The organism is Burkholderia sp. SIMBA_051 (genome assembly GCF_046534915.1).
In the GTDB taxonomy this organism is placed as follows: Bacteria; Pseudomonadota; Gammaproteobacteria; order Burkholderiales; family Burkholderiaceae; genus Burkholderia; species Burkholderia ambifaria.
This window is the reverse complement of sequence record NZ_JAWRXS010000012.1, coordinates 212,918-231,012: the sequence shown is the minus strand read 5'-3', so window position 1 is coordinate 231,012 and position 18,095 is coordinate 212,918. Positions and strand designations below refer to the sequence as shown.

At 66.3% G+C, this 18,095-nt stretch carries 20 protein-coding genes; 9 read left to right on the top strand and 11 right to left on the bottom strand.

Annotation, left to right across the window (positions count from 1 at the left end):
* Nucleotides 1-2 precede the first annotated feature (2 nt).
* Nucleotides 3-1,823, top strand: a complete 1,821-nt coding sequence (locus SB771_RS27205) for an efflux transporter outer membrane subunit (RefSeq protein ID WP_175661254.1) — start codon at nt 3-5, stop codon at nt 1,821-1,823.
* 582 nt (nt 1,824-2,405) lie between these two features.
* Here SB771_RS27205 and SB771_RS27200 read toward each other — a convergent pair.
* The 3 genes from SB771_RS27200 to SB771_RS27190 all read right to left on the bottom strand — a co-directional run bounded on the left by SB771_RS27200 (nt 2,406) and on the right by SB771_RS27190 (nt 3,861).
* Entirely contained in the window at nt 2,406-2,960 is a 555-nt protein-coding gene (locus tag SB771_RS27200; protein ID WP_244096800.1) for a GNAT family N-acetyltransferase, read from the bottom strand.
* Between the two features lie 350 nt (nt 2,961-3,310).
* Nucleotides 3,311-3,532, bottom strand: a complete 222-nt coding sequence (locus SB771_RS27195; RefSeq protein WP_011661424.1) for a hypothetical protein — start codon at nt 3,530-3,532, stop codon at nt 3,311-3,313.
* 65 nt (nt 3,533-3,597) lie between these two features.
* A complete protein-coding gene (locus tag SB771_RS27190; protein ID WP_041491840.1) occupies nt 3,598-3,861 on the bottom strand; it encodes an HPr family phosphocarrier protein in 264 nt (87 codons plus the stop codon).
* Between the two features lie 353 nt (nt 3,862-4,214).
* On the opposite strand from SB771_RS27190, the gene SB771_RS27185 reads away from it, so the two are divergent.
* Together SB771_RS27185 and SB771_RS27180 are read left to right on the top strand one after the other, a co-directional pair.
* The gene (locus SB771_RS27185; protein ID WP_006752903.1) at nt 4,215-4,559 is read left to right on the top strand and encodes a zinc ribbon domain-containing protein YjdM; all 345 of its coding nucleotides are present in this window, start codon (nt 4,215-4,217) and stop codon (nt 4,557-4,559) included.
* 44 nt (nt 4,560-4,603) lie between these two features.
* Nucleotides 4,604-5,440, top strand: coding sequence for a spermidine synthase (locus tag SB771_RS27180; protein WP_165754582.1), 837 nt, complete (start codon nt 4,604-4,606; stop codon nt 5,438-5,440).
* 33 nt (nt 5,441-5,473) lie between these two features.
* On the opposite strand, the gene SB771_RS27175 is transcribed toward SB771_RS27180, so the two are convergent.
* Both SB771_RS27175 and SB771_RS27170 read right to left on the bottom strand, forming a co-directional pair.
* The gene (locus tag SB771_RS27175; protein ID WP_006752901.1) at nt 5,474-5,659 is read right to left on the bottom strand and encodes a ribbon-helix-helix protein, CopG family; all 186 of its coding nucleotides are present in this window, start codon (nt 5,657-5,659) and stop codon (nt 5,474-5,476) included.
* Nucleotides 5,660-5,751: 92 nt separating this feature from the next.
* Complete coding sequence (locus tag SB771_RS27170) at nt 5,752-6,510, bottom strand: YoaK family protein (protein ID WP_011661419.1); 759 nt, start codon at nt 6,508-6,510, stop codon at nt 5,752-5,754.
* 314 nt (nt 6,511-6,824) lie between these two features.
* Between SB771_RS27170 and SB771_RS27165 the strand changes: the two genes are divergently transcribed.
* Both SB771_RS27165 and SB771_RS27160 read left to right on the top strand, forming a co-directional pair.
* Nucleotides 6,825-7,175, top strand: coding sequence for a hypothetical protein (locus SB771_RS27165; protein WP_175661256.1), 351 nt, complete (start codon nt 6,825-6,827; stop codon nt 7,173-7,175).
* Nucleotides 7,172-7,384 carry a twin transmembrane helix small protein gene (locus SB771_RS27160; protein WP_006752898.1) on the top strand — a complete coding sequence of 71 codons (213 nt, stop codon included), beginning with the start codon at nt 7,172-7,174 and terminating at the stop codon, nt 7,382-7,384. Before SB771_RS27165 ends, SB771_RS27160 begins: the two co-directional genes overlap by 4 nt.
* A 187-nt stretch (nt 7,385-7,571) precedes the next feature.
* Here the strand turns inward: SB771_RS27160 and SB771_RS27155 are convergent, their stop codons facing one another.
* The 4 genes from SB771_RS27155 to SB771_RS27140 all read right to left on the bottom strand — a co-directional run bounded on the left by SB771_RS27155 (nt 7,572) and on the right by SB771_RS27140 (nt 12,372).
* A complete protein-coding gene (locus SB771_RS27155) occupies nt 7,572-8,609 on the bottom strand; it encodes a helix-turn-helix domain-containing protein (protein WP_175705049.1) in 1,038 nt (345 codons plus the stop codon).
* 132 nt (nt 8,610-8,741) lie between these two features.
* Nucleotides 8,742-10,268 (bottom strand): amidase, encoded by a 1,527-nt coding sequence (locus SB771_RS27150; protein WP_175661258.1) that lies wholly within the window; start codon nt 10,266-10,268, stop codon nt 8,742-8,744.
* A gap of 57 nt (nt 10,269-10,325) precedes the next feature.
* Nucleotides 10,326-11,378, bottom strand: a complete 1,053-nt coding sequence (locus SB771_RS27145) for a phenylacetaldoxime dehydratase family protein (protein ID WP_175661259.1) — start codon at nt 11,376-11,378, stop codon at nt 10,326-10,328.
* Between the two features lie 97 nt (nt 11,379-11,475).
* Nucleotides 11,476-12,372 carry a transporter gene (locus tag SB771_RS27140; protein ID WP_175661260.1) on the bottom strand — a complete coding sequence of 299 codons (897 nt, stop codon included), beginning with the start codon at nt 12,370-12,372 and terminating at the stop codon, nt 11,476-11,478.
* A gap of 425 nt (nt 12,373-12,797) precedes the next feature.
* Here SB771_RS27140 and nthA point away from each other — a divergent pair, with 425 nt between their 5' ends.
* Genes nthA through SB771_RS27125 form a run of 3 tightly spaced genes read left to right on the top strand, consistent with a single transcriptional unit; the run spans nt 12,798 to nt 15,345 of the window.
* Complete coding sequence (gene nthA / locus SB771_RS27135) at nt 12,798-13,397, top strand: nitrile hydratase subunit alpha (protein WP_175661261.1); 600 nt, start codon at nt 12,798-12,800, stop codon at nt 13,395-13,397.
* Nucleotides 13,398-13,441: 44 nt separating this feature from the next.
* The gene (nthB, locus tag SB771_RS27130) at nt 13,442-14,095 is read left to right on the top strand and encodes a nitrile hydratase subunit beta (protein ID WP_175661262.1); all 654 of its coding nucleotides are present in this window, start codon (nt 13,442-13,444) and stop codon (nt 14,093-14,095) included.
* Entirely contained in the window at nt 14,092-15,345 is a 1,254-nt protein-coding gene (locus SB771_RS27125; RefSeq protein ID WP_175661263.1) for a GTP-binding protein, read from the top strand. Before nthB ends, SB771_RS27125 begins: the two co-directional genes overlap by 4 nt.
* Before the next feature lie 104 nt (nt 15,346-15,449).
* On the opposite strand, the gene SB771_RS27120 is transcribed toward SB771_RS27125, so the two are convergent.
* Both SB771_RS27120 and SB771_RS27115 read right to left on the bottom strand, forming a co-directional pair.
* On the bottom strand, nt 15,450-16,754 hold the full coding sequence (locus SB771_RS27120; RefSeq protein WP_175661264.1) for a HipA domain-containing protein: 1,305 nt from the start codon (nt 16,752-16,754) through the stop codon (nt 15,450-15,452).
* On the bottom strand, nt 16,744-17,028 hold the full coding sequence (locus tag SB771_RS27115) for a multiprotein-bridging factor 1 family protein (RefSeq protein ID WP_175661265.1): 285 nt from the start codon (nt 17,026-17,028) through the stop codon (nt 16,744-16,746). The genes SB771_RS27120 and SB771_RS27115 overlap by 11 nt, the downstream gene beginning before the upstream one ends.
* Nucleotides 17,029-17,338: 310 nt before the next feature.
* Between SB771_RS27115 and SB771_RS27110 the strand changes: the two genes are divergently transcribed.
* On the top strand, nt 17,339-18,049 hold the full coding sequence (locus tag SB771_RS27110; protein ID WP_126224841.1) for an MgtC/SapB family protein: 711 nt from the start codon (nt 17,339-17,341) through the stop codon (nt 18,047-18,049).
* Nucleotides 18,050-18,095: the final 46 nt, after the last annotated feature.

The following is an 18,095-nucleotide window of genomic DNA, read 5'->3' as shown; positions in this document are numbered from 1 at the left end:
CGATGATGATGAATCGACAGCGCGGCAGCCGCCGGCATGCGCTGCAACCGCGCGGCGTAGCCGCGATGCTGGCGGCCTGCTTGGCGATCGCGGGCTGTACCGTCGGGCCGGATTTCAAGCCGCCGCAGGCGGATGTGCCGGCGAACTGGCATGACCTGCAGGCGTCGGCTGCTGCGGCATCGAAGGCATCGAAGGCATCGAAGGCATCGAAGGCATCGCAGGCATCGCAGGCATCGCAGGCATCGGGCGCATCGGGCGTGTCGGGCGTGTCGGGGGCGTCGAGTGCATCGGGCGCATCGGGCGTGTCGGGCGCGTCGGGCGCATCGCGCGCGTCGGCCGCCGGCGCGCATGCGCCGTCGTCGCCGACGACCGGCGCCGATCCCGACCCGCGCTGGTGGCGCGCGTTCGGCGATCCGCTGCTCGATCGCCTCGTCGAGCGTGCCGCGCGCGACAACCTCGACGTGCAGGCGGCCGTGCTGCGCATCGCGCAGGCACGTGCGCAGGTTCGCGCGGCCGCCGCGCAGGGCTTGCCGAACGTGCGGGCGAACGCGAGCTATCAGCGCGAACAGTTGGGCCTGAAAGGCATCATCGAGGAACAGGGTATCGACCAGCGCGTCGATCGTCTCGGCGCGCCCGGTTCACCGCTCGACCGCTTCGGGCCGGGCACCGGCGCGAGCGTGCAGCAGGGCGCACGCGCCGCGATCGATTCGCTCGAAGCGCCGGTCAATGTGTGGCAGGCCGGGTTCGACGCATCGTGGGAACTCGACCTGTTCGGGCGCGTGCGTCGCTCGGTCGAATCGGCCGGCGCGCAGGCGAGCGCCGCGGTCGCGAGCCGCGACGATGCGCTGCTGTCGCTGGAGGCCGAAGTCGCGCAGACCTATCTGCAACTGCGCGGCGCCGAAGCGCAACGCGCGCTGGCCGACGACCTGCAACGCGCGCAGCGCGACCTGCTGGATCTCACGCGCGCGCAGGCCGCGCATGGTCTGGCAAGCGACCTCGACGTGCGCAGCGCCGATGCGCGGCTCGCGCAGATTCGTGCGCAACTGCCGCAGTTCGACCAGCAGATCGTGCTGCTGCGCAATGGCCTCGCGTATCTGGTCGGCGGTGCCCCGGGCGCGCTCGACGACTGGCTCGACGCGCCGCGCGCATTGCCGGGCGTGCCGCCCACCGTGCCGGTGGGACTGCCATCGACGCTGGCGCGCCGGCGGCCCGACATCCGCCGCGCGGAGGCCGAGCTGCATGCGGCGACCGCCGACGTCGGCGTCGCGGTCGCGCAGTTCTATCCGGACATTTCGCTGACCGGGCAGGTCGGATTGCGCGCGGCGCACGTGCGCGAGCTCGCGCACTGGTCGCATCTGTTCTACTCGTTCGGGCCGGCCGTGTCGTTGCCGATCTTCTCGGGCGGGCAACTCGTATCGAACCTGCGGCTGTCGCAGGCGCGCCAGGCCGAAGCGGCGCTCGCCTATCGACGGGCCGTGCTCGTCGCGCTGCGCGACGTCGACAACGCGCTGGCCGTCTACCGCACCGACCAGGCACGCGCGGCCGCGCTCGACGATGCGGTCAAGGCCGAGCAGGGCGCGCTGGAACTCGCGCGCGATCGTTACCGGAAGGGGTTGTCGCCGTTCCTCGACGTGCTCGACGCCGAGCGGCAATGGTCGGAGGGGCGGCAGCAGGCGGTGCAGGGCGCGTTGCAGACGACGACCGATCTCGTCGCGCTGTACAAGGCGCTGGGCGGCGGCTGGCAGACGACCGGCTCGGCCGCGGATGCGGCTACGGTCGGCGCGGTGGCGCCGTCACGAGCCGATATGGCTCGCGCGCAATAGCTGCAGCGGTCGCGTCGGCGACACCGGCGACACCGGCGACACCGGCGACACCGGCGACACCGGCGACACCGGCCACACCGGCGACACCGGCCACACCGGCGACACCGGCGACACCGGCCACACCGGCCACACCGGCCACACCGGCAACCTCGGCAACACCGGCAACACCGGCAACACCGGCAACACCGGCAACACCGGCAACACCGGCAACACCGGCGGCATCAGCCACATCGGCGGCATCAGCCACATCGGCGGCATCAGCCACATCGGCGGCATCAGCCACATCGGCGGCATCAGCCACATCGGCAACCTCGGCAACCTCGGCAACCTCGGCAACCTCGGCAACCTCGGCAACCTCGGCAACCTCGGCAACACCGGCAACACCGGCAACACCGGCAACACCGGCAACACCGGCAACCTCGGCAACCTCGGCAACACCGGCAACACCGGCAACACCGGCAACACCGGCAACACCGGCAACACCGGCCACATCGGCCACATCGGCCACATCGGGGACATCGACCACATCGGGGAGATCGGGGACATCAGCCGCCGTGCGGCGGCCGACGCAGGGCACCGCAATTACTGGCACGCGCGCGAAAACAGCAGCGAATCGGCGTCGTTGAAGCGGATTCGTACCGGATCGGCATACCCGGCCTTCTCCGCGACGCGGAGCGACGCGACGTTGGTCGGCGCGATCAGGCATACGCTGCGTTCGAACCGGTTCTGCGCATCGAGCCAGTCGAGCGCGTGCGACAGCGCTTCGCTTGCGTAACCTTTGCCGTGCGCCCAGCTCGCGAGCGCCCACCCGGCTTCCGGCACGCCGCGAATCGACGGCTCGACCGCGCGGTGGAAGTCCGCGAAGCCGAGATCGCCGACGTAGCGGCCCGATGCCTTCTCGCGAATCGCCCAGTAGCCGTAGCCGAGCAGCGGCCACAGCCCGCGATAGGCGAGCAGCCGCATCCACGAGTCGCGCGGCGCGGACGGCTGGCCGTTGAAGATGTGCGCGACGACGGTCGGCTCGGCCCACATCGCGGCGAGCGCGTCGAAGTCGCCGAGCGGATGACCTTCGAGTATCAGGCGGGGGGTGTCGAGAACCGGCGGGGACATGACGGGCGGCAGCGCGCTGGATGTCATTCGGCGTTCCATGTGAAAGGGGCAGGGAAGGCGCGGCCGTGCGCCGCGCCAGGGCTCAGTACGATACCGCGGAAATCGGCGCGCCGCCGCCAATCCCTGCCTGCTTAGGGGAATGCAAATGAATCGAGCGAATGGCCGTCGCCGACGTCCGCCGGTGGCGGCACGGTCAAGGTCGCACGACGACACATCGCGGCCTCACCGTGGCGCACGGCGCTCGACGAATGCGTGTCGATCGCTGGCAGCCCGGGGCGAAACTCAGCAGCGGCGGGTTGTGCGCGGACGCGTCACGGCGGACATCGATACGCCCGCATCTTTCGCACGAAGCGGCATCGCGCCCGCGCCACCCACTCCTACTTGCGGCTCTTCAAGAAGCTGCGGCCGTGCGCGGTGATCGACGCGCCGGAGCGGCTGTTCGACGCATGGCTGACGAAGCCCGCGCCGACGAGCTCCTGTTCGACCGACCAGCCGAGCGCCGGCGCATCGCGGCCGTAGCGCACATCGGCGAGGCGCTCGAGCGCCCAGAGTGCGGAGGCCGACAGGTTGGGGGTGTTGGACATGACGTTGTCGTTCATCGCTTCCTCGGAGAGTGGTGATTCAGGGTGAACGGCACGAGGCCGTGGGGTCGGGCGACGCGGAGTCAACCCGCCTGCAGCAACGGCAGCAGCGCGTGGAGCGCGGCTTCCTCGTCGGGACCGGTGGCGAGCACCTGCGCGGACGTGCCGCCATGCATCTGCAGCGCCGCGATGGCCGTCGCGTCCTTCGCGCTGCCGCTGAGCCCGTTGGCGAGCAGCAGGATGTCGCTTTTGAAGCGGTGTGCCGCCGCGACGATCGCGTCGCGGGACGCAAGCGCACGGTCGCGGTTCCATGCGGAGCCGATTTCAACGTAGACGACGGTTGCCACGATGCGGATCAGCCCCGGGGAAAGTCGTCGGAACGGCGTGCAACGGCCGGCCCGCAGGCCCGGCACACGGCCTGCCGACGGGGCGCCGGGCCTTGCGCGCCCGACGCCGGTGCTTCATTCATCTCGAACATGTCGACATCCTCAGCGAAACCGCCATCAAGTCCGGCGAATGCTCGAAAGTGGACGATTATAATACGACAGCCGGATTATGTGTATTGCATTATAATGCCGTGTGCATGAAGGCCGCCCCGTCGCCCTGTCGACGGGCCGCCGCGATGCGCGATCCGGGCCACGCGCTTGCGTGCCCGGCATTTTTTTCGATTGACCCGAACTCCCACCGAATGGAAGCTGCAATGAACGCCGCCCCCGCCTGCCCGCAATGCGCGATGGAAAACACCTACCCGGACGGCACGCTGACCGTGTGCGCGGACTGCGGACATGAATGGTCGGCCGGTGCCGGCGCGGACGCCGGCGACGAACCGGCAGGCGACGTCGTCAAGGACGCGAACGGCAACGTGCTGTCGGATGGCGATTCGGTCGTGCTGATCAAGGACTTGCGCGTGAAGGGCTCGTCGATCACGCTGAAGATGGGCACCAAGGTCAAGAGCATCCGGCTCGTCGGCGGCGATCACGAAGTCGATTGCAAGACCGACATGGGCGGCTTCATGCTGAAGGCGTGCTACCTGAAGAAGGTCTGACCGCGCGCGGTTCGACCGACTCTCCGACCACCGGGCTGCCGACCATGAGCGAGGATCGAATTTCCTATGACGCATTCCTGCGGTTTCTGGCGATGCCGTTGAACGACGGCCGTCCGTTCGTGCTCGAGACCAAGCACACGGTCTCGCTGCACTTCGACCACTTCGGCACGCAGAGCTTCATGTCGCTGAAGGATCCGGTCCGGCTCGAGCTCGGCTATACGCGCGTGATGATGGGTTTCCTGCTGCTGCAGCCGGCGCCCGCGCGCATCTGCATGATCGGGCTCGGCGGCGGATCGCTGGCGAAGTACTGCTATCGCCATCTGCCCGATACGGCGATCGACGCGGTCGAGATCAACCCGGACGTGATCGCGCTGCGCGATGTGTTCAGGATTCCGCAAGACGACGCGCGCTTCGCCGTGATCTGCGCGGACGGCGCGGACTACGTCGGCCGGCCGGAGGTCAAGGCGGACGTGATCCTGCACGACGCGTTCGTCGCCGACGGCATGCCGGGCCGCTGCACGGGCGCCGCGTTTTTCGACGCGTGCCGTGCGCGGTTGAGCGAAACGGGCGTGCTCGCGATCAATTTCATGGACGACGATCCGGCGTTGCCGCGGCATCTCGCGCAATTGCGCGAGGTGTTCGACGATTCGTATGCGCTGCTGCCGTGCGGCGACGACAACAACTTCATCGCGTTTGCGTGGAAGAACGGCAACCCGCTGCCGTCGCTGCGCATCCTGCTCGAACGCGCGCTGGGGTTCGCGTCGGCCGGCGAGCTCAAGCTGTCGCCCACCGCCCGGCGCATGAAGGAAGGGGAGTGCATCGCTCCCGAGCGGCTCGTGTGGCGCGCGCGTGAACACGCGCGATGGGAAATTTGCACCTGAGCTGCACCTGAGCGCGGCGCGGGTTCTGCCGCGTTACTTCATCCGCTTGCCGAGCGCGCTCTTCGTCTTGTACGTGACGCCGTGCTTGTCGAGATACTCGCGGATCAACTGACGCACGACTTGCGACGGCGTGAGATCCTGCTCCGCGCAGAGCATTTCGAACGCTTCTTTCTTGGCGGGATCGATCAGGACGGTCAGGCGGGCGGTTTTCGTTTCCATCGTGCGGCAGGGTGGTCGATATGTTAATCAAATTATAATGCATCCGCATTCGGCGCCAGCGCCGAATGCGCCGTTGCAGCGTGTGCGCCGGCTCAACGCCGGCGTTCGAGCCACGCAAGCAGGTCGTCGATCAGCGGCATCGCCGCGAGCATCACGAGCAGGCAGGCGAGCGGCACGGTCACCACGTAGCCGACATGCTTGAAGCCGATCGCGCCGGCGAGCCCGCCGACGAAGAACGACGCGAGCATCGTCGCGTGAATCCTCAGTTTCGAACGGTTGGCGATCACCGCGTGCGCGTCCACGTCGACGGCCGAGCGATTCCAGTAGAACAGCTTGCCGAGCTCAATGCCGAGGTCGGTCACGATGCCGGTCACGTGTGTCGTGCGGATTTCCGCGCCCGACAGCTTCGTGATCGTCGCGTTCTGCAGACCCATGATGAAGCACAGCAGCGTGACCGTGACCGGCACGAAGAACGTTTCCCACAGCGCGAGATGGCTGCCGAGTAGCCCGAACAGAAGCAGTAGCACGGCTTCGACCAGCAGCGGCAGCACGAACTGGCTCTGCAGGCCGCGACGCCGCCCCCAGTTGACGAGGATCGCCGAGCAGCTGGCGCCGATCAGGAACGAACCCAGCGAACTGATGCCGGCCAGCGCGAGCTGGATGTCGCCGAGCGCCGTCTGGTCGGCGATCGCCGACACGATGCCGCTCATGTGCGACGTGTATTGCTTGACCGCCAGGTAGCCGCCGGCGTTGGCCGCGCCCGCGACGAAGGCCAGCGAAAAGCCGAGCTGACGGTTCGCGGTCGCGCTGCGGTGTTTTCCGGTGAGGCTTCGAAAGTACTGCGCTGGCATAGGGGTACTCAATCGCCCGGATGGCGGGCACGGACAGGACGACCGACACCGGTGTCAGGTGTCAGGCGCCCGCGTGGGCCACCGGCAAAGGGGGCCGGGTTGCTCGAATCATCTGCAAGACATGATAATGACATTATCATACTCTGTTAGCCGAATGGGGCTTTAAGTACAATGTCTGCCATGTCGGCAGGCCGCTGCCGGCCGTGGCTTGCGCGGGCGGCATCCGGTTCCACGCGGCCCAGGTGCGCCGTCCGTGCGGCGTGACTTCGCCGCTATTTTCCCCGCTACATCGTCGTTACTTCGATATCCGCCTCATGACCCCGATCAAGTTCGTTCTCCGCTACACGGCGATTCCTTTCGCAGCCATCGTGGCCGTCGTCGTGTGGGCCGTCGTGCCGTCGTCGAAGGAGATCGACGCGCGGCAATATGCGGCGCTGTCGCGCGCATACACGAGCTTTCCGCTACCGTTTCGACATGAGATCTCGGAGGCGATGGACGACGGGCGAATCAGCGACCGGCGTTACCAGACGCTCGTGCGCGATTCGCTGGGCAATGGCGTCGCACTCGACTGGCCGGCGTCGGGTGTGGCCGACGTCGCTGCCGAGCGGCAAAGACTGACTGAACTGCTGAAGGCCGATTCGGGCCTGGAGGAGCATCAACGATGAAGATTGCGCTGGTTTCGGTGGCGTTCGCGCTGATTATCGGAAGCCTGATTTTCGCGCTGTATTTCATGAATCACGACCGCGGCAGGAGCAAGCGGATGGCGTGGTCGCTCGCGGCGCGCGTCGGCTTGTCGATCACGTTGTTCCTGTCGCTGCTGATCGCGTATCGGCTCGGGTGGATCGAGCCGACGGGGCTGCCGATCGGCAGGTGAGTTCGTGCGTGCCGGCCACATCTGACGTGGTTCGGTGCGCTCGAGTTTTGCTCGATAATAGAGGTATTGTGATAAGAATACTTATCCTGATAGATCGCAACAAAAACGCCTCGGCATCGATGAGAGGTCCCTCAGGCGGGGAGATAGCGAATACCGACAATTGGATCAGCGGGGAACCGTCACACCGTCAACTCTCCGCACCACCTTGCCGGCGCCACGCGCGCGGCGCCACCGCGAACCGTTCGCGGAAGGCCCGGCTGAAATGCGACATGTCGTTGAATCCCCAGCGCAACGCGATGTCGGACACACGCAGCACCCCGCATTGCGGATTCGCGAGATCTTCCGCGCACCGTTCGAGCCGCAGGTTCCATATGTAGCGCATCAGCGAGGTGTTTTCCGCCTCGAACAGCTTGTTGATGTACCGCGACGATATCCCGGTCGCCTGCTCGACCATCGTGGGGTTCAATTCCGGGTCGCGCAGATGTTCGAGCAGATGGCGTTTCACGCGCGTGAGCGTCAGCGCCTTCATCCGCGACTGCGCGACGTCGTTGCGCTGCAGGCTCCCGATGGTCATCGCGATCAGCGAGATCGCGGTATCCGACAACTGCAGCATCTCGTCCTCGGACACGTGGCGGATCTGCGACGACATCTGTTCGAGAAACCCGCGCATCACGTAGCCGACGCCTTGCCCGGTCGGCATCGGGCAAGCGGTACGGTGCTCCATCCCGACGACGAGCTGGTTGAGCGTCGTGCGCGGAATGCTGACGACGATTTCGCGCCACGACTGGCCGAACTGCAGGTGATGCGGCCTGGTCGCGTCGTACACCGCGAAATCGCCCGGACGCAGTGTGACGATCTTGCCGTCCTGTTCGACCGACTGGCTACCCTCGAGCATCAGTACCGCGAAATACTTGTCCTCGTACTCGCTACGCGCCTGACGAAAGCGCCGGGTCACCGCCTGTTCGCTCGCGTGGATATCCGAGATCCGCAGCTTGTCGCACTTGCGCTGCCGCACCCGGCCAAAGAAATCGTCTTTCTGGACTGCCGCGATCTGCACATCCGCAAACAGGCGCAGGATCATCTCGCGCCAGAATTCGATGCGCTGGCTGACAGAGCCGTCGGTCGCGACCTCGATCGACGAACGCGTCCATTCGAACGGCGCACCGCCTGACGCGAGGGCGAAGTCTTCGCAACCGGGGAAGGGAGGGATCGAAGGTGTTGTCATGATCGTGCCCCACATGGATAAGCAAACGGCAGCGAGTAGCGTGCCCGTTCAAAAACGCGTTGTCCAACCCGGTCGACACCCCGCGCCGCATTGGCCGCCGACGCGACAGGGTGCGCCGGCGGGCCCGGCTCATCACGCGAACGTCGTCTGGCGCCAGTCGGACGACTGTTCATACGCATAGGCGCACCGGTAGATCGTCGCCTCGTCGAAGCGACGCCCGACCAGTTGCAGCCCGATCGGTAGATCTTCCGCGATCCCGCAGGGAAGCGACATTGCCGGATGTCCGGATACGTCGAACGGTGCCGTATTCGCGAGCATCTCGAACGCGCGCGTCAGCGATTCGGACATCGGGCAATCGGGCTCCGGCAGTTTCGACGCGCGTATCGGCACGGTCGGCATCAGCAAAAGATCATACGATTGCAAGGCCGTGTCGTAATCCGCACGCAGCCGCCGTGCGAGGTTCTGGCACTTCGCGTAATAACGGCCGCGATACCGGCTTGTGAAATATTCTCCGAGCAGCATCGTCACCTTGACGGTATCCGGCAGCTCGTCGGCACGCTCGCGCCAGCCCGCGTGATGATCGATCATGCCCGTCACGTACAGGCCGCCCCAGTTGAAGCCGTGGCTGTTGCCCTTCATCATCTGCTGAGTCGCGCCTTCGGCGGCAATCGGCAGCCAGATCGCCGTTCCGGCCGCATGCAACGGCACCGATACCTCGTCGACCTTCGCGCCAAGCTGGCGCAACCGGTGCGCGGCGACGAGCACGGCCTCGTCGACGACCGCCTCCGAATTCGCGAGTCCAAACCCTTCGCGCAGGATGCCGATCCGGAGGCCGGCGATGCCGTCCCGGATCGCACCGAGATAGTCGGCGCGCGGCGGCAGCGCCCGCTGGCGCGGATCGAGTCCGTCGTCACCGGCGATCACGTCGAGCAGCAGCGCGTTGTCGAGCACGTTGCTCGTCATCGGCCCGAGGTGGTCGACGGTCGCCTCGATTGGCATGGCGCCGGTATACGGGACCAGGCCGTGCGTCGGCTTCATTCCGTAGACACCGCAATACGCGGACGGAATCCGCACCGAGCCGCCCTGGTCGCTGCCGAGCGCCATGTCGACTTCGCCGCTCGCGATCAGCGCACCGCTGCCGGACGACGAACCGCCGGCCGAATGTCCGGCCTTGCGCGGATTGAGCACGGGCCCGGACGCGCTCGTATGCGAGCCGCCGGAAAAACAGTAGTACTCGCAGGTCGACTTGCCGGCGATCGTTGCGCCGGCGTCGAGCATCCGCGTGACGACAGTCGCGTCGACGTCGGGCACGTAACCCTCGAACGTGCTCGCGCCGTTGCGCATCGGCACGCCGCCGACGCAGATGTTGTCTTTCACGGCCACGGTCTTGCCGCGCAGCTTGCCGTCGGCGGCGCCGTGGATCGTGCTCTTGCGCGCCCACGCGCCATAACGGTTCTCGTCGCCTTCCGGGCGGTAGCCCGGCGTGCGCGGATACGCGATGGTCGGCAGATAGTCGGGCAGCGCGTCGATCGCGTCGTACGCGTCGAAATTCGCCTGCAGCACTTCATCGTAATCGGCGAGCTGCCGGGCATCGACATGAAAGCCGAAGCCGGCTGCGATGTCGGAAAGTTGTTCGCGGGTCGGGCGTTTGATGGCCATCGACGTTCTCCAGTTCAGTAAGGAGGCGCCGCCCGAACTGCGCGGCGCCGGCACGATTCAGCGGGCGACGGCGTCGCGCATCATCCCGGTTGTCGGATGGCAGTTCACGTATTCGTAGACCTGATGTTTCGCGTCGAATACGGACACCTCGTGATACAGCCGCAGCTTCGACAGCCCGGTGACGACGCGAAAGAACGTGACGAAGATCCGAAGATGCGTCGGATGCGACTCGGCCCATCGCTCGAGGCGGTCGAGCGAGCGCCAGTGGCCGATGTTGTAGCTCTCGTCGAGCAGATTGCCGTCGAGATCGATCGACCGCACGTAGCGGTTGCTATAGCAGCCGACGTCGACGCCGTTGTCGCGCAGGAAGTCCATCCCGCTGCGAAGCGTCGGCTCGATCTCGTCGAGATACAGCCGGCGTTCGTCGTCTTCGGCCGCACGCCAGTCCTGCCCGGAACGGATCAGCGCGATGTTGTCGTGCGCCAGCACGACCACGCGGCCGCCGCGCGCCGGGTCACCCGCGACGATCCGCAATTCGCCGTCCGCATGCATCCAGTCGGTTTGCGAAATCGGGAACCGGTCGCGCATCGACCCCCAGTAACCGTGTTCCTCGATCTCCCCACTGACGCCGTCCATGATCGAGCCGACCCCGGGAAAATCGTCCGTGAACGCGTACAGCGTCTCGAACTGCTCCGCGCGCGGCGCGACGATCTCGCGGAAGTAGCCGATGCCGTCCTCGAGTCGCGCGTCGGATGCCCACCATTCGGCGACCGCCGGCGACGCGATCCAGCGCGCGTATGCGTCAGGGTCGCGCCAGTAGCCGACGGCGATCAGATTGTCGTAGCCCTGGTTGTCGGTGTGCTGCGTCAGATCATGATTGCCCGGGCCGTCCGGCGCATCGAAATCGGCGACGATCCGGCGCAGCGCGGCCAGTGCGACGGAGCGCTTGTCGGCGCCGCGATACTGCACGCCGAAATAGCCCATCACGACCTGGCTCAGGTCTTCGGACGCACGGGCGACGTACATCGGGAACGGCGGCTGGTAGTCGTCGGCGACACGGCGTGACAGCGTGCGCGGGCAGACCAGGTGTTTATCGATTGCAGATTCCATGCATGGCCTCATTGGAAAGGGGGCGGGTGTCGACGAATCAACTGTCGGTAAAAGGAATCGATATGCGCCGGAAGCAGAACCCGGCGCCGGCTCATCGTCAGAAGATGTGCGCGTAACGCAGGCCGACGAGCAGACTGTTCTTCGGCCCGTTGCGCACGCTCAGGTCGGTGCCGAGCTGGACCTGTACCTGGTCGGCCTTCGTCACGAACTTCGACGCGGTCAGCCGCATCCGCGTCGTGCGCAGCGCGTCATGGCCGTCGACACCGTCGACGCGCGTTTCGCCGCCCCAGAATTGCGTGATCCCTAAGCCGAGCGATGTGCCTGGATCAGGCATGTAGCGAACCATCGCCTGCGCGCTGTAGCTCATCCGCTGATGCAGCGTCGCACCGCTTGCGCCGTACGACGTGTTGTTGCCGTACCAGATCGCGTCGCCGACGAGGTCGAGCGCCCACTGCGCCGAGAAATGCTTCACGTACGAGGCCTGGAAGTCGAGCGACCAGCGGTTCGCGCCGAGATTCAGGCCGCGGTTCTGGTCGTAGCTTCCGGTCGGCGCATACAGGTAGACGGTCGCGGCGATCACGTCCTTCGCTTCGTTCAGGCGGAATTTCAGCGGCGCGGTCAGAATCACGTCGCCGACGCCGGTCGTGCTGCCGAGCGCGCTCGCATTGCCGAAACCGCTTACGTGGCCGAACGGCAGCAGCACCTGCGGATCGATCGTCAGCCGGTCGGTAATCTGGAATACGTGCAGCAGCCGCGCGATGCCGATGTTCGACTGCAGATCGAAATTCGACGCCTTGCTGCCGTTCGCGTAGTACGCGTTCGTCGCCGAATAGTTGTAATACAGCACGCCGATCGTCGCGCCGACCGGGTACTGCTCGTAGTCGCCCGGATCCACCTCGACCGCGCCAGCGTAATGCGACGCGACGACCAGCAGCGATGCGCCGATCCAGTGCGCGATTCGCTTCAGTTTCATTCTGTTGACGTTGTCCATCATGCCCCTTGCCTGGATGCGCAGAAACCATCGCGTCCGATGTGCGACGCACGCGCGCCGTTGCCGGACGCCGGAGTCGTGGTGTGCTGCACGCTGTTATCCATCGGCGCATCGGGTGCACCGACGATTCGCGACACCGAACGGCCGTCGCTTGAGGATGAGAATAGGGAGGCAAAATCCGCGATTCTGTTTTCCGGCGGAACAAGAAATTGGCTGTGGCGGGCCTCTGCCGCCGATGCCATGCAGTCGCAACAAAGGCAGGTGTTGGATCCGTCTCAGCACAGTTTCCGATCCGTGCCGGCAAAGAACCGCGCTTTTTCTCTTCTTAACCTACTCGTCGTAGCGTGACCGATACGACGTGTCCGCGCGCCGCCAGGGAAGCAGCGGCGTGGCGGCGGTCGACCCGAACCCCCACGAGGAGCCCCACGATGAGCGCGAACCACTCTGCAGAAACAGCATCGACACCCGGCGAACGCGCCTGGGCGCTGTTTCGCGTGATGAAAGAGAAAAACCTGATCCCGGACGGCTATATCGAAGGCCTGACGGAACTGATGTCGACGACCTGGGACCCGGCCAACGGCGCGCGCATCGTCGCGCGTGCGTGGGTCGATCCGGGGTTTCGCAAGCTGCTGTTGAAGGACGGTACCGCCGCGTGTGCGCAGTTCGGCTACACCGGCCCGCAGGGTGAATACATCGTCGCGCTCGAAGATACGCCGACGCTGAAGAACGTGATCGTCTGCAGCCTGTGCTCGTGCACGAACTGGCCGGTGCTCGGGCTGCCGCCCGAGTGGTACAAGGGTTTCGAATACCGCGCGCGGCTCGTCCGCGAGGGGCGCACGGTGCTGCGCGAACTCGGTACCGACTTGCCCGACGACGTCGTCGTGAAGGTCTGGGACACGACGGCCGAAAGCCGCTACCTGGTGCTGCCCGTGCGTCCCGCCGGCACCGAGCACATGACCGAGGAACAACTGCGAACGCTTGTCACGAAGGACGTGCTGATCGGCGTCGCGCTACCGCGCGCGAGCTGATCCGCGCCGCATTCCCTTATCGACCTTCATTTCGGAGATCACAGATGGACGGCTTTCACGACCTCGGCGGATTCCAGGGCTTCGGCCGGGTGCCGCACACGATCAACAGCCTCGGCTACAAGCCGGTCTTTAAGGAAGACTGGGAACATCTCGCATACAGCTTGATGTTCGTCGGTGTCGATCAATTGAAAAAGTTCAGCGTCGACGAAGTGCGTCACGCGGTCGAACGGATCGACGTGCGCCAGCATGTCGGCACGCGCTACTACGAGCGCTACGTGATCGCGACCGCGACGCTGCTCGTCGAAACCGGCGTGCTGACGCAGGACGAACTCGACCGCGCGCTCGGTTCGCACTTCCGGCTCGCGAACCCGTCGCATTCCGTCGGCCGGGCGGCGCCCGCGGGCGCGACGCGGTTCGAGGTCGGCGATCGCGTCGTCGTGCGCGACGAATACGTGAGCGGACACATCCGGGCACCGGGCTACGTGCGAGGAAAGACAGGCGTCGTGCTGCACCGGACGACCGAATCGTGGCCGTTCCCGGACGCGATCGGTCACGGCGACACCGGCGCCGCGCATCAGCCGACCTATCACGTCGAATTCCGCGTGAGGGGTCTGTGGGGCGACGCCGCCGACGACGGTTATGTCGTGGCCGATCTGTTCGAAGGCTACCTCGATCGCGCGCCGGAGACGCGTGCATGAATGCGCTGGCGAATCAACCCGCGCCGGCCGGCCCGCCGGCGCGGATTCCGGTGACGGTACTGTCCGGATTCCTCGGCGCCGGGAAGACGACGCTGCTGAATTACATCCTGCGCAATCGCGCCGGCCTGAAGGTGGCCGTGATCGTCAACGACATGAGCGAAGTGAACGTCGACGCCGACGAGGTGCGACGCAACGTCGAGCTGCATCGCGGCGTGGACGAGCTGGTCGAGATGAGCAACGGCTGCATCTGTTGCACGCTGCGCGCCGATCTGCTCGATCAGGTCAGCACGCTCGCGCGACAGCAGCGCTTCGATTACCTGCTGATCGAGTCGACTGGAATCTCGGAGCCCATGCCGGTCGCGGAGACGTTCGCGTTCCTCGATCGCGACGGCTTCAGCCTCAGCGAACTCGCGCGGCTCGATACGCTCGTCACGGTAGTCAACGGCGAGACGTTCGAGGACATGATCACGTCGGAAGAACCGGCCTCGAACGGAAGTGAAACCGGGCAGCCACGCAAGCTGTCGGACCTGCTGATCGAACAGGTCGAGTATGCGAACGTCGTCCTCGTCAGCCGATTCGATCGGATCGGCGATGCGGGTTTCGACAGGCTGCGCGCGGTGCTCGCGTCGTTGAATCCATCCGCGCGGATTCTGCCGATGCAGGACGGTGAAATCGATCCGTCGGACGTGCTCGATACCCGGCGCTTTGATTTGCCGGCGCTCGTCGAATCTCCGGGATGGATGCGCCACATGCAGGTCGACGAACGACCGTCGGAATCCGACACATACGGAATCGGATCGTGGGTCTATCGCGAACGTGCGCCGTTTCATCCGGCGCGCCTGCTCGCCTGGCTGCGGCGGCCGTGGACCAACGGCCGGCTACTTCGCTGCAAAGGCTATGCGTGGGCTGCGCACCGCCATGAGGAGATCGGCATGCTCGTGCAGACGGGGGGCCGGTTCCAGTGGGGCTACGTCGGCCGCTGGTGGCGATTCGTGCCGCAGTCGGACTGGCCGCGCGACGACTATCGCCGCGCCGGCGTGCTGGAAAAATGGGCGGAGCCGGTCGGCGATTGCCGGCAGGAAATCGTGTTCATCGGCCAGTCGATCGATCACGAACGGTTGCGCCGCGAACTCGATGCGTGCCTGTTGACGGTGGAGGAAATCGAGGCGGGACCGGAAGCGTGGGCGGCGTTTCCGCAAGCCGACGCGTTCGACGCGCTCGTGGCCATCGAACATCCTCCGCTGCGCTGACGGGAGTCGACGCGTTCGCGGTGCGCCGCTGAGCGGGTGTCCCGGCGATGGAGGCCCGCGGCGAAGCGCGTTGCCCGCCGGCACGGTTTTCCGCCCATCCCGGTTCAATCCCGCATCGACCGAAGCGCCCGCCCCATCTCCGCGATCGGCATCGCGACAATCGAATTCAGCAACCGCATCTCCCCGGCGTCCGGCCGCGCGATCTCCCGTACTTCGTCGAGCGTCTGCGCGACGTGGCGATCGAGCGGCTCGAGAAAGCGCCGCAGTTCGCTGGCCGCCGCCTTGCCTCTGAGCCCGAGCGCCTCGCCGAATGCAATCAGCGCATCCACATCGATATCGGCAAACCGCGTCGCGTTGCCGAGCGGCATCGTCAGTTCGCAGTGCGGCCAATGATCGCCGCGATGGTCGGGCCGGTGCGTCGGCGTGTGATACACGACCGTGCTGACGATGTCGTAGAACGGCGCGAGCCGGTAGCCGCGCGCATCGACGAAGAACGACAGGTTCTTCAGATGCGCGTCGGCATTGCCGACCACCACGTTGAACACGGTCCAGCGGAACACCGACAGGCGCGCCAGCGCGCGCGTGCTGGTGCGGTCGATCGCGCGCGCCAGCTCCTGCGCATTCGCCCGCTGGTACTTGAAGCCGCGGTCGTAGTTGAGCAGCTGCATCGCGTCGATCGTATGCACGCGCCCGGCCGGCGCCGACGCGACGTCGCGGTCGAACCGGTCGATCACATAGCACGCGGACGGCGCACGCAGGAAGTGCACGTCGGGCACGTCGAGCCCCATCTTCCTCGCGAGCTTCATGCAGAAGAATTCGTTGATCGCCGAGTGCGGGTAGCCGGCCGCGCGCATGTCCGGCTTGAGCAGGTGCATCGACGGCTCGCTGCCGACCGGCTCGTACAGCGTGTAGTCGGGCGCGTCGCCGCGCAGCACCAGCAGCAGCTTCTGCTGCGCGCCGGCCGCCGACATGCGCTTGGGGGCGGTGGCCGTCAGCGCGCGCTCGGGCATCGCCTGGATCCGGCGCTCGAGTTCGTCGAGCGACAGCGGCTGCAGGCTGCCGGGCGCTTCCCGCTCGCCGTCGGCGAGCAGCGTCAGCGCGCCGGCCGATTCGCGCCCGAAGTATGCGAGCAGGCCCCATGCGTCGGCGGCATCGACCTTCGCCTCGCGCGCGAGCGACGTGCGCATGCCTTCCTCGGGCAGCAGGTTGTCGAAGAACCACTGGACAGGGCGATCGGTCGACGTGTCGGTGAAGGTGTCCGCGCGCAGCGCGAACGCCGGCGACAGCGGGTACGCGGCCGCGGACGCGAGCCACTGCGGATCGTACGCGAACGACCAGATACCTTTGTCGTCGGTCAGCGTGCCCATGCGCACGCCGTTGGCGGACGCGATCAGCGTTCTAGCCGCCATGGCTGCTCCTGCGGCGTTGCGCGGCCTTCAGCGAGGTGGCTTCCGAAATCTCGACCGACGACTCCGCGTACAGGCGCACGCCGAGTTCGCCCAGCAGCAGCATGACCTTGCCGATTTGGGCGGTCGGCTTTCCGGCTTCGACCTGGCTGATGAATTTCGGCGACAGCCCGGTCGCGTTCGCGAGTTCGTCGCGCGTGAACCCCTGCTGGAGCCGCGTCGCGCGAATGAGGTGGGCGAGCGCGCCGATCGTGTCGACGGACTGGGACTCCGACATGACGTTCTCCGTGCTTCGTATCTGATCGGGAACAGTATGGCACAACGCGCCGGCCCGGGCACCATTTCGTATCCGTTCAGGAACGAAGATGCGTTCACGGCACGTCGGCGCGTCATTTCGTACCCGATCGGAAACGGCGGGGCGTTCAATCATCGCATGCGGCTATTTCCGTATCCGATCGGATACGTCGAGAGCGTGATGTGGCGTTCGCGCATTGCACGCGCGGTCGGGCTCGAACCTTGCGTCCCGGGAGTGTCGTCCGCGGTCGTACCGCGACACATCTCGCATCACGATTTGCATGGAGGCGCGCATGGAGCCGATGCCGGTCGTACTTCACTGGACCGATGCTCTCCTCAGGATCGCGCTGGCGCTCGTCGCGGGCGGGCTGGTCGGCCTCGATCGCAGTGAAGCCGGCAAGACGGCCGGGCTGCGCACGACGATCCTCGTCTGTCTCGCCGCGTGCCTGGCGATGCTGCAGGTGAATGCGCTGCTGATGCAGGCCGGCAAGCCGGAGGGCGCGTTTGCGGTGATCGACCCGATGCGGCTGCCGCTCGGCATCCTGACCGGGATGGGCTTCATCGGCGGGGGCGCAATCCTGCATCGCGACGGCCTCGTCTCCGGCGTGACCACGGCAGCGACGCTGTGGTTCGTCACGATCATCGGACTGTGCATCGGCGGCGGCCAATTGTCGCTCGGCGCGCTCGGGCTCGTGCTCGCATTGCTCGTCGTGTGGCCGCTGCGGCTGGTCGAGGAACGGCTGCGCGGCGTCAGGACTGCGCGGGTCACGGTCGAATACGAACTCGGCTCGACGGCGCGCGAGCGGCTGACGACCCAACTGCATGCCGCGGGATTCACGTGCCGCACGCGCGGCTTTCACGAATCGGTCGCACGTGCGCTGCGCGAGGAGGAACTGCTTGTGCAGTGGCGCGAGCAGGCCAACACCGACGTGATGCTGCCGCAACTGATCCGGACTCTCGAGTCGGCCGGCCTGACGTCGGTCCGCTGTTCATCGGAGAACTGAGCCGCGCGCCGCCGTCCGCCGCCCGCCGTCTACGGCGCGCATGTAC

What these genes read in the sequence shown, in the direction of transcription:
- SB771_RS27175 (WP_006752901.1), bottom strand. Translation starts at nt 5,659, where the DNA reads ATGGAAACGAAAACCGCCCGCCTGACCGTCCTGATCGATCCCGCCAAG.
- SB771_RS27205 (WP_175661254.1), top strand. Translation starts at nt 3, where the DNA reads ATGATGATGAATCGACAGCGCGGCAGCCGCCGGCATGCGCTGCAACCG.
- SB771_RS27120 (WP_175661264.1), bottom strand. Translation starts at nt 16,754, where the DNA reads ATGGCGGCTAGAACGCTGATCGCGTCCGCCAACGGCGTGCGCATGGGC.
- SB771_RS27140 (WP_175661260.1), bottom strand. Translation starts at nt 12,372, where the DNA reads ATGATGGACAACGTCAACAGAATGAAACTGAAGCGAATCGCGCACTGG.
- SB771_RS27200 (WP_244096800.1), bottom strand. Translation starts at nt 2,960, where the DNA reads ATGACATCCAGCGCGCTGCCGCCCGTCATGTCCCCGCCGGTTCTCGAC.
- nthB (WP_175661262.1), top strand. Translation starts at nt 13,442, where the DNA reads ATGGACGGCTTTCACGACCTCGGCGGATTCCAGGGCTTCGGCCGGGTG.
- SB771_RS27155 (WP_175705049.1), bottom strand. Translation starts at nt 8,609, where the DNA reads ATGACAACACCTTCGATCCCTCCCTTCCCCGGTTGCGAAGACTTCGCC.
- nthA (WP_175661261.1), top strand. Translation starts at nt 12,798, where the DNA reads ATGAGCGCGAACCACTCTGCAGAAACAGCATCGACACCCGGCGAACGC.
- SB771_RS27165 (WP_175661256.1), top strand. Translation starts at nt 6,825, where the DNA reads ATGACCCCGATCAAGTTCGTTCTCCGCTACACGGCGATTCCTTTCGCA.
- SB771_RS27125 (WP_175661263.1), top strand. Translation starts at nt 14,092, where the DNA reads ATGAATGCGCTGGCGAATCAACCCGCGCCGGCCGGCCCGCCGGCGCGG.
- SB771_RS27180 (WP_165754582.1), top strand. Translation starts at nt 4,604, where the DNA reads ATGAGCGAGGATCGAATTTCCTATGACGCATTCCTGCGGTTTCTGGCG.
- SB771_RS27185 (WP_006752903.1), top strand. Translation starts at nt 4,215, where the DNA reads ATGAACGCCGCCCCCGCCTGCCCGCAATGCGCGATGGAAAACACCTAC.
- SB771_RS27110 (WP_126224841.1), top strand. Translation starts at nt 17,339, where the DNA reads ATGGAGCCGATGCCGGTCGTACTTCACTGGACCGATGCTCTCCTCAGG.
- SB771_RS27145 (WP_175661259.1), bottom strand. Translation starts at nt 11,378, where the DNA reads ATGGAATCTGCAATCGATAAACACCTGGTCTGCCCGCGCACGCTGTCA.
- SB771_RS27160 (WP_006752898.1), top strand. Translation starts at nt 7,172, where the DNA reads ATGAAGATTGCGCTGGTTTCGGTGGCGTTCGCGCTGATTATCGGAAGC.
- SB771_RS27195 (WP_011661424.1), bottom strand. Translation starts at nt 3,532, where the DNA reads ATGAACGACAACGTCATGTCCAACACCCCCAACCTGTCGGCCTCCGCA.
- SB771_RS27150 (WP_175661258.1), bottom strand. Translation starts at nt 10,268, where the DNA reads ATGGCCATCAAACGCCCGACCCGCGAACAACTTTCCGACATCGCAGCC.
- SB771_RS27170 (WP_011661419.1), bottom strand. Translation starts at nt 6,510, where the DNA reads ATGCCAGCGCAGTACTTTCGAAGCCTCACCGGAAAACACCGCAGCGCG.
- SB771_RS27115 (WP_175661265.1), bottom strand. Translation starts at nt 17,028, where the DNA reads ATGTCGGAGTCCCAGTCCGTCGACACGATCGGCGCGCTCGCCCACCTC.